This window comes from Bradyrhizobium erythrophlei (assembly GCF_042430365.1).
Lineage (GTDB): Bacteria > Pseudomonadota > Alphaproteobacteria > Rhizobiales > Xanthobacteraceae > Bradyrhizobium > Bradyrhizobium erythrophlei.
Window position 1 is genome coordinate 82,914 of sequence record NZ_JBHMET010000130.1, and the last position, 8,312, is coordinate 91,225.

9 protein-coding genes and 2 pseudogenes are annotated in these 8,312 nt (G+C 64.5%); 2 read left to right on the forward strand and 9 right to left on the reverse strand.

The annotated features are described in order from the left end of the window. Positions 1–79 precede the first annotated feature (79 nt). Complete coding sequence (locus tag ACFFWD_RS20290; RefSeq protein WP_376968260.1) at positions 80–997, reverse strand: LysR family transcriptional regulator; 918 nt, start codon at positions 995–997, stop codon at positions 80–82. Between the two features lie 249 nt (positions 998–1,246). Between ACFFWD_RS20290 and ACFFWD_RS20295 the strand changes: the two genes are divergently transcribed. Next, positions 1,247–2,560 (forward strand): MFS transporter, encoded by a 1,314-nt coding sequence (locus tag ACFFWD_RS20295; protein ID WP_376968261.1) that lies wholly within the window; start codon positions 1,247–1,249, stop codon positions 2,558–2,560. A gap of 26 nt (positions 2,561–2,586) precedes the next feature. Further along, positions 2,587–3,660 carry a tartrate dehydrogenase gene (locus ACFFWD_RS20300; protein ID WP_376968262.1) on the forward strand — a complete coding sequence of 358 codons (1,074 nt, stop codon included), beginning with the start codon at positions 2,587–2,589 and terminating at the stop codon, positions 3,658–3,660. 177 nt (positions 3,661–3,837) lie between these two features. On the opposite strand, the gene ACFFWD_RS20305 is transcribed toward ACFFWD_RS20300, so the two are convergent. The 8 genes and pseudogenes from ACFFWD_RS20305 to ACFFWD_RS20340 all read right to left on the reverse strand — a co-directional run. Beyond that, positions 3,838–4,608: a serine acetyltransferase domain-containing protein gene (locus tag ACFFWD_RS20305; RefSeq protein ID WP_376968263.1), complete on the reverse strand. Its 771-nt coding sequence runs from the start codon at positions 4,606–4,608 to the stop codon at positions 3,838–3,840. A gap of 44 nt (positions 4,609–4,652) precedes the next feature. Then, positions 4,653–5,123 (reverse strand): DUF4304 domain-containing protein, encoded by a 471-nt coding sequence (locus tag ACFFWD_RS20310; RefSeq protein ID WP_376968264.1) that lies wholly within the window; start codon positions 5,121–5,123, stop codon positions 4,653–4,655. Positions 5,124–5,215: 92 nt separating this feature from the next. After that, positions 5,216–5,710, reverse strand: a complete 495-nt coding sequence (locus ACFFWD_RS20315; protein WP_376968265.1) for a DUF2852 domain-containing protein — start codon at positions 5,708–5,710, stop codon at positions 5,216–5,218. Positions 5,711–5,831: 121 nt separating this feature from the next. Then, positions 5,832–6,533: a TetR/AcrR family transcriptional regulator gene (locus ACFFWD_RS20320; protein ID WP_376968266.1), complete on the reverse strand. Its 702-nt coding sequence runs from the start codon at positions 6,531–6,533 to the stop codon at positions 5,832–5,834. Between the two features lie 83 nt (positions 6,534–6,616). Continuing rightward, positions 6,617–6,985, reverse strand: coding sequence for a YciI family protein (locus ACFFWD_RS20325; RefSeq protein ID WP_376968267.1), 369 nt, complete (start codon positions 6,983–6,985; stop codon positions 6,617–6,619). Between the two features lie 167 nt (positions 6,986–7,152). Continuing rightward, positions 7,153–7,578, reverse strand: coding sequence for a YciI family protein (locus tag ACFFWD_RS20330; protein WP_376968268.1), 426 nt, complete (start codon positions 7,576–7,578; stop codon positions 7,153–7,155). A gap of 95 nt (positions 7,579–7,673) precedes the next feature. Continuing rightward, positions 7,674–8,072: pseudogene (locus ACFFWD_RS20335) on the reverse strand (YciI family protein); the annotation flags it as partial. Continuing rightward, positions 8,069–8,312: pseudogene (locus ACFFWD_RS20340) on the reverse strand (hypothetical protein); the annotation flags it as partial. The pseudogenes ACFFWD_RS20335 and ACFFWD_RS20340, both read right to left, overlap by 4 nt.

The window sequence follows — 8,312 nt, forward strand, 5'->3', positions numbered from 1 at the left end:
GAGTCCTAAATCTGATTTGGGACGCGCGTCAAGAGAAAATTCCGAAAATCGGAAATAAAGCGAAGAACCCGAACCGACCTCACGCCTCGCGCGCGTAGCGCTTCAACCGCGCTTCGAGTACGGCGAGCAACTGGTCGCGGATCGGGTCGCGCGAGCCCTTCAGCCACGCGGCGGCGAGCGGCAGGCGGCCGGCGGCGCTGCCGCGCTTCAACTTCAACGGCACGAAGCGGACGCCCGAGACCGCCATCCGCGAGGTCCAGCGCGGCACGATGGCGACCCCGAGCCGCGCGGCGACCATGTTGACGATGGTCTGCTTCTCGTCGGCGATCTGGTGGATGCGCGGCGTCAAGCCGGCCTCGTCGAACAGCTTGATCGTGAGATCGTGGCTGTGCGGCCGCGAGCGGCGCTCCGGCACGATCAGCGGCTGATCGGCGATGTCGGGCAAGGCGATCTGCGTCCGCCGCGCCAGCGCATGCCTCTGCGACAACGCGACCACCGCCGTTTCCTGCAACAGGGGAAAGAACTCGATGCGCTTGTCGGGCCGCTCCGGCGGACGCACGAAGGCGAGGTCGAGCGCGCCGGAGAGCAGCCTTGGCAACAGGCGGATGGTCTTCTCCTCGAGCAGCTGCACCGCGACGTCGGGATGCGCGGCACGGAAATCGCGCAGCAGCGGCGGCAGCAGGCCGGCGGCGGCGCTGTCGATCGCGCCGATCCGGAAGCGCCGCGTCGACGGCTTGCGCAGCCGCTTGCGGAAGCCGTCCTCGATCGCCTCGGCGCGGGTGAGCAGCGCCCGCCCCTCGCGCAACAATGTCGCGCCGTCCTCGGTCAGCGACACCGCGCGCGTCGTGCGCGCAAACAGCCGGACGCCGAGGTCCTCTTCCAACAGCCTGATGTGGCGGCCGAGCGCCGACGGCAGCATCTGCAGCCGCTGCGCCGCACGGCCGAAATGCAGTTCCTCGGCAGCGGCCACGAAGCAGCGGAGCTGATGCAGTTCCAAGGCGTCTCCTTCCATCCCTGGGCGTTCACCCACCGTCATTGCGAGCGTAAGCGAAGCAATCCATACCGCCGCGTCGAAAGAATGGATTGCTTCGTCGCATCCGCTCCTCGCAATGACGGCGGAACGATTATATCAATTTTTTGTATAAACCGGAGTGGATTGAACGGAAATAGCAGAGCCTTCTAACCTCGCCGCCGGCGCGCTCGAGATGCGCCTTTATCCCAAGAAGAACAGACCCGAGGGAGGCCCATGGACAGCGAGCTCGAGACGCGCGTGTTGCGCAGGATTTCCCTGCGCATCGTTCCCTTCATCATGCTGCTCTACTTCGTGGCCTTCATCGACCGCGTCAATATCGGCTTCGCGTCGCTGACCATGAACAAGGACATCGGGCTCACGCCGACGGTCTACGGCTTCGGCGCCGGCATCTTCTTCTGGGGCTATTTCCTGTTCGAGGTGCCCTCCAACATCATGCTGCACAAGATCGGCGCGCGGATCTGGATCGCGCGGGTGATGATCACCTGGGGGCTGGTCTCGGCGGCGATGGCCTTCGTGCAGGGCGCGACCAGCTTCTACGTGCTGCGCTTCCTGCTCGGCGCCGCCGAAGCCGGCTTCTTCCCCGGCATCATCCTCTATCTGTCCTACTGGTTCCCGGCGCGCCAGCGCGCGGCCGTCACCGCGCTGTTCATGGCCGCAGCACCGCTCTCGACCGTGCTGGGATCGCCGCTATCAGGCGCGCTGCTCGAAATGGACGGCCTCTTCGGCTTCAAGGGCTGGCAGTGGCTGTTCGTGCTGGAAGCGGTGCCGGCGGTCATGCTCGGCTTTGTCGTGCTCGGCGTCCTGACCGACCGGCCGGAGCAGGCCAGATGGCTTGCCGATGACGAGCGCGCCTGGCTGGTCAAGACCATGAAGGCGGAGAACGACGGCAAGGCCGCCACCGCAAGCCACAGTATCTGGCGGGGACTGGCCGATCCGCGCGTGCTGGCGCTGTCGCTGGTTTATTTCGGCACCTCGGCCGGGCTCTATACGCTCGGCGTGTGGGCGCCGCAGATCATCAAGTCGTTCGGCCTGTCGGCGCTTGAGGTCGGCTTTCTCAACGCGGTGCCGCCGACGGTTGCCGTCATCGCCATGGTGCTGTGGGCGCGCCATTCCGACCGCACCGGCGAGCGCACCTGGCATGTGGTGATCGCCTGCGCGATCGCGGCGATCGGACTGGCACTCGCCGGAATGTGGACCAGCCTCGCCGCCGTCATCGCGGCGCTGACCTTGGTCAATATCGGCATCTCGTCGTCGAAGCCGCCACTGTGGAGCATGCCGACCATGTTCCTGTCCGGCTCGGCGGCCGCGGCCGGCATCGCCACCATCAACTCGATCGGTAATCTCGGCGGCTTCGTCGGTCCGGCGATGATCGGCTGGATCAAGGACCAGACCGGCAGCTTCGCCGGCGGCCTCTATTTCGTCGCCACGCTGCTCGTGCTGTCGGCCGTGCTGACGCTGCTGTTGTCGCGCGCGCAGACCGCCCACGCCGAAACCGATCCGCACCCCGCCCCTGCCCAATCCCACTGACCACAATCGCACTCAGGAGATTTTCCATGCGCACCCATTCCATCGCCGCCATTCCCGCCGACGGCATCGGCCCCGAAGTGATCTCGGCGGGCGTTCGCGTGCTGGAGGCGCTGGCGAAGCGCGCCGGCGACATCAGCTTCAATGTCAAGATGTTCGACTGGGGCTCGGATTATTACAAGAAGCACGGCGTGATGATGCCGGCCGATGGCTTGGCTGAATTGAAGAAGTTCGACGCGATCTATTTCGGCGCGGTCGGCGCGCCCGACGTGCCCGACCACATCACGCTGTGGGGCCTTCGGCTTCCGATCTGCCAGGGCTTTGACCAATACGCCAATGTGCGGCCGACCAAGATCCTGCCGGGCGTCGCCTCGCCGCTGCGCAATGTCAGCGTCGGCGATCTCGACTGGGTGATCGTGCGCGAGAATTCTGAAGGCGAATATGCCGGCATGGGCGGCCGGGCGCATAAGGGCCTGCCGGAAGAGGTCGGCACCGAGGTCGCGGTGTTCACCCGCGTCGGCGTCACCCGGATCATGCGCTATGCGTTCCAGCTCGCGCAGTCCCGCCCGCGCAAGCTGCTCACCGTGGTGACGAAATCGAACGCGCAGCGCCACGGCATGGTGATGTGGGACGAGATCGCGGCCGAGGTGGCGCGGGACTTCCCCGACGTGACCTGGGACAAGATGCTGGTCGACGCCATGACGGTGCGGATGACGCTCCATCCGAAGAGCCTCGACACCATCGTCGCGACCAACCTGCACGCCGACATCCTGTCCGACCTCGCCGGCGCCTTGGCCGGCAGCCTCGGCGTCGCGCCAACCGGCAATATCGACCCAGAGCGCCGTTTCCCCTCGATGTTCGAGCCGATCCACGGCTCGGCCTTCGACATCACCGGCAAGGGCATCGCCAACCCGGTCGCAACCTTCTGGACCGGCGCACAGATGCTCGAGCATCTCGGCGAAAAGGACGCAGCAATGCGGCTGATGGCGGCGGTGGAAAAGGTGTGCGCGGCCGGCGTGCTGACACCCGACGTCGGCGGACATGCGACGACGAAGGAAGTCACGGACGCGGTGATCGACGCGATTCACGGGTCGAATGTGTAGGCGGTCGCGTTAGCAATCCGCGAACTCCGTTCGCCTCTCCCGCTTGCGGGGGAGGCCGACGCGCGTAGCGCGGCGGGTGGGGGCTCTCTCCACAGCACGACTCGCGGAGAGAGCCCCCACCCCATCCTCCCCCGCAAGCGGGAGAGGGAGCCTGACTAGCGTGCTCACCTCACAATCCTACGAAAGAGCTGAAACACCCGCCTCCACGCAATTCGTCAGCCGTGCCGGTACGCCGACGGCGGTGCAGCCGGCGGGCACATCTGACGTTACCAGCGCGCCGGCACCGATCTTGGCGAAGTCGCCGATGCTGAGATTTCCGATCACCGTTGCCCCGGCGCTCAATAGCACGCCATGGCCGATCTTCGGGGCGTTGCGCGGATCATCCTGATGCCGCGCGATCGTGACGTTCTGCAGGATCGTGACCTCGTCGCCAACAGAGGCAAGCGCGCCGATGATGATGCCGGTGCCGTGATCGAGGAACACCGCCGTTCCGATATGGGCCGACGGGTGAATGCTGATTTGCAACTGGTCCGCCGCCGCACTTTGCATCAGCCGGGCAAGATCGGGGCGATCGTCGCGCCACAGCCAGTTCGACACGCGCCAGGCTTGCAGCGCGACGTAGCCCTTGAAGTTCAGCAGCGGCGGCAGGAAGCCGGTGATTGCCGGATCGCGGCGCAGGATCGCCTCGAGATCGCTAGCCGCGGCATCGACCAGCGTGGGCTCGGCCGCATAGGCTTCACGGGCCGTCCGCATGAACTGCGCGCGATCCGCCTCCGCGCGGCCGATCCGCCGGCCGATCAGGAAGGCGAGCGCGCCGCCGAGGTCGCCCTGATCGAGGATGAAGGCGGCCGACGCCTCGAGAAAGGGATCGGCGACGACAGCGGCTTCCGCTTCGCGCCGGATCAAACGCCAGAGATCGTCACATGTCGCCGTCGCAGGTCCCGCCATGATCTTCACCTCATTGTGCGGATTTCCGAGGATAGTGTCGTGTCTCAGTTTGAAATTTCCGGTCGTCCTAGCGCCGCCTTAAGGTGTTTGAGCGCGTCCTCAGCAACGATGCTTGGGAGACTCTCATCGAACCGAAACCAAGCATTGGTGCCGGCTCCCGCTTTGGCTTTAATGCGCGTCCTTTTATCCGGGTGGACGTCCCATGCCGTTGCCTTGCTGGGAGCGATATGTGCGCCCCAAGCCGTGATGATTCCATCGACCGAACATTGCGCGGTTTCCATAATGAAGCCGCCTCCGTTCTTGTCGAATTGGAAAGTCACCAAATCGATGCGGTCGTTCCCGATTCTTCTGTAGTGGGGAAATGCCCCCGAAAATTTCGCCGAACGCAGGTAGGGCTGAACGACTTCCTCAACGCCAGGATCATCTTGTCTCGCTCGCTCATTTCCATTCCCCTGCGAAAGAAGCGCGACAGTCGAAAATTCAAACTGAGACACTACCGGCGATGGAGTGGGCATGACAGCCCCCCAAACGCAAACCGCCCGTTTGCGTTTTGCAAACGGGCGGCTCGCGGCCATTCAGGTGTTATGGGGGCACATCGCCTGAAGGCTTAGTTCTGCGGCGGCGGCTGATCGTTCGGCGGAGTCGGACGGGTCTTGTGCTGCGCCATGAAGGCGTCGAACTCTTCCTTGTCCTTGGCGTGGCGCAGGCGATCGAGGAAGTTCTTGAACTCGACCTGCTCTTCCTCGAGCCGGCGCAGCGTCTCGGTGCGATACTCGTCGAAGGCGCGGTTGCCGCTGGAGGGCGGGCCGAAGCCGCCGAACGGGAAGCCGCGGCGCTCCATGCGGCTGCGCATGCGGTCCATCTTGTACTGCATCCTCTCCATCTTGTTCGCCCAGCGATCGCGATCGTAGTGGCTCCAGCAACCCATTTTTCTGCTCCCGAGTGTGAAAAAGAGAAGTGCAAGACCGATCGGCCACCAGATGATGAAGCCGAGGATGGTCACGGCGATCCAGCCGGGATGCCACGGGCTCTCCAGCATGTGCGGGCGATAGGGCTCTTCCACCGGACCGCGCCAACGATTGACATCTGCGGTGTAGGACATGTCCTCACTCCATGAACGGCATCACGCCGTTGTGAATGTAAATAACATTTACATAGGTAGCCGATCCCAGGGGAAAGTCAAGCGGAGCGGATGACGCACCCTTAGGTTTATTTTTGAAATTTTATTTCGGTTTGCCCCACGGACCCGCCGGTTTTTCGTCGAGGGGCGGCGGCCCAGGCTTGCGGTCGGTGGGGAAGCCGAGGCCGCGCAGATAGATCAGCACTTCGGCTTCCAGCAGCTCCTCCGGCGACATCGGCAGCTTGCGCCGCGCCGCATCGCCGCGGCCGAACAGCGAGGCGACGCCGTGCGACATCGCCCAGATGTGCAGCGCCATCATCATCGCCGGCGGACGCGGCTGGCCCGGCGGCGCCAGCGCGGCGAGCCGCTCGGCGGCGGCGCGGATGATCGCGAAAGCGCGCTCGCTCGCAGCCATCAGCGTCGGATTGGAATCGACCGGCAGGCCGGATTCGAACATCGCCGAGTAGAATGCGGGCTCCTCGCGCGCAAAGGCGAGATAGGCCTTGCCGACGCGTTCGAACGCCGAGACGGTGTCGGGGCGGCCGTCGTCCCAGGCCTGCGTCAGCACCGACTCGAACTGCTCGAAGCCGCGCTGCGCGATGCTGGCGATCAGTTCGTCGCGGTCGCGGAAATGCCGGTACGGCGCCGCGGGGCTGACACCCGCCATCCGCGCGGCATCGGCGAAGGTGAAGCCGGCGGGGCCCTTCTGCCCGATCAGATCGAGGGCGGCCTGCAGCAGCGCCTCTTTCAGATTGCCGTGATGATAGCCGCGCTCGGCGCGGCGTTGGTCCTTCCGCCAGCTCATGTGAACGAGTTTTACATGAGCCGGCGGCAAAGGTCACTACATAGCGCCATTAATCAAGATTAACGGACGCTCGCCTCTCGGGCCTACCGGCCCGGGATCGGCAGCACCGGCATGATCTCCACGGCCTCGCCGGGAAAGATCGTGAAGTGCGGGTGGTTCTCGAATAGCTTTGCGGCGGCCTCCTGCGAGGGTGCACGCACCACCGTGAAGCCGGTCATCAGGTTGCTGATGTCGGTAATCCCGCTGGCATCGACCTTCTTGGTCTTGCCGAGCGGGCCGCCCATCTCGACGATCACGTTCTGGTGCTTCTCGACCCAGGCACCCCACGCCGCCATGCCTTGCTGCTCCTTGGCGCGCCGTTCGGCCTCCGGCATCGCGTTCCAGGCCGCCATGCGCTTGCCGTCCTTGCCGCCGCCGAGATAGACGGCGAGGAAAATATTGTCGCTGCTCATCTTGCTTCTCCGTTGTGGTTGGTGGGTGGACGAGTTCGCGGCTTAAAGCGCGACGAGATTGGTTTGAATCGTCATCGCGCTTTAGCTTCTTGTTTGAGCATGATCTCCGCGCAAACGCTTTGCGTTTGTCGCGAGGGAAAACCGCTTCACCTTTTCCGGATCATGCTCTAGCGGAGCGCCTTGCCCCAGCCGCCCTGCGGGTGTTCGAAGGGTGCAGCGGCCTGCTGCACCTCCTCGGAGAAATCCGCCATCTCCTGCACCTGGCGGATCTCGATGATCTCGCTCGCGCTCGCCGGGCACTTCTTGGCCCACTCGATCGCCTCCGCGCGCGAGGCGACGTCGATCATCCAGAAGCCGCCGATCACTTCCTTGGATTCGGTGAACGGGCCATCGGTGACGACGGGCGTGCCGGTCACGAAGGAGACGCGCGCGCCCGCTGCGGGCGGATGCAGGCCCTCGAGCGTGACCAGCACGCCGGCGTCCTTCAGCGCCTGGTTATACTTCATCATCTCGGCGACCCGCTTGGGGTCGAGATCGAGCTCGGCCGGCGCGGTCTCGTAACCGAGCGGGATCATCAGCATCATGAAACGCATGGGTGTGACCTTGTGATTTCGCCCAACAATTGCGGGACTACGGGTTGATCGCCGACGCGATACAGGGAATGCCGTTGCGCGTCACCTCTTCGCCGCCTGGCGCGCAGCCGCTCTCCCTGCTCGCGCAGCTCGGGGGTCAGCGCCTCGCCGAAATCCTCGGCCGCGAACACCGGGCGGATCTCGATCTCGCCGTCGGCGAACGGCGCGCGCTTCATCCAGTCGATCGCGTCGTCGAGCGATTTGGTCTCGATCAGCCAAAAACCGGCGACGAGATCACCCGAGAGGCTGAACGGGCCGCGGGTCACCGTGCTCTTGCCGCCGCCATAGGCGACGCGCGCGCCCTTGGTGGTCGGATGCAGCCCCTCGCCCGCCTTCATCACGCCGGCCGCGACCATCTCCTCGTTGAACTTGCCCATCGCGGCAAGCAGTTCCGTGCTCGGCATGACGCCAGCCTCGGTGTCCTTGCTCGCTTTCACGATCACCATGAACTTCATCGTCCTGCTCCGTTGCCTTTCTCCGGGCCGATACCAGATCGACGCTCGGTTGAAAGACGATGCGCCTTTTGCGCCGCCGACAGGTCCCGGGAAATTATTTCGGAGGTCATTGACATCATGTCGCACCCGCTGGAGCCTTTTCCGCTCCGATAGAATCGGAACGGGGCTCCAGATTGTTGTTTTGACGCGTTTTCTTCACGCGAACCGGTGTCCACTTCGCTTGAAAACGCTCTAGCAGTC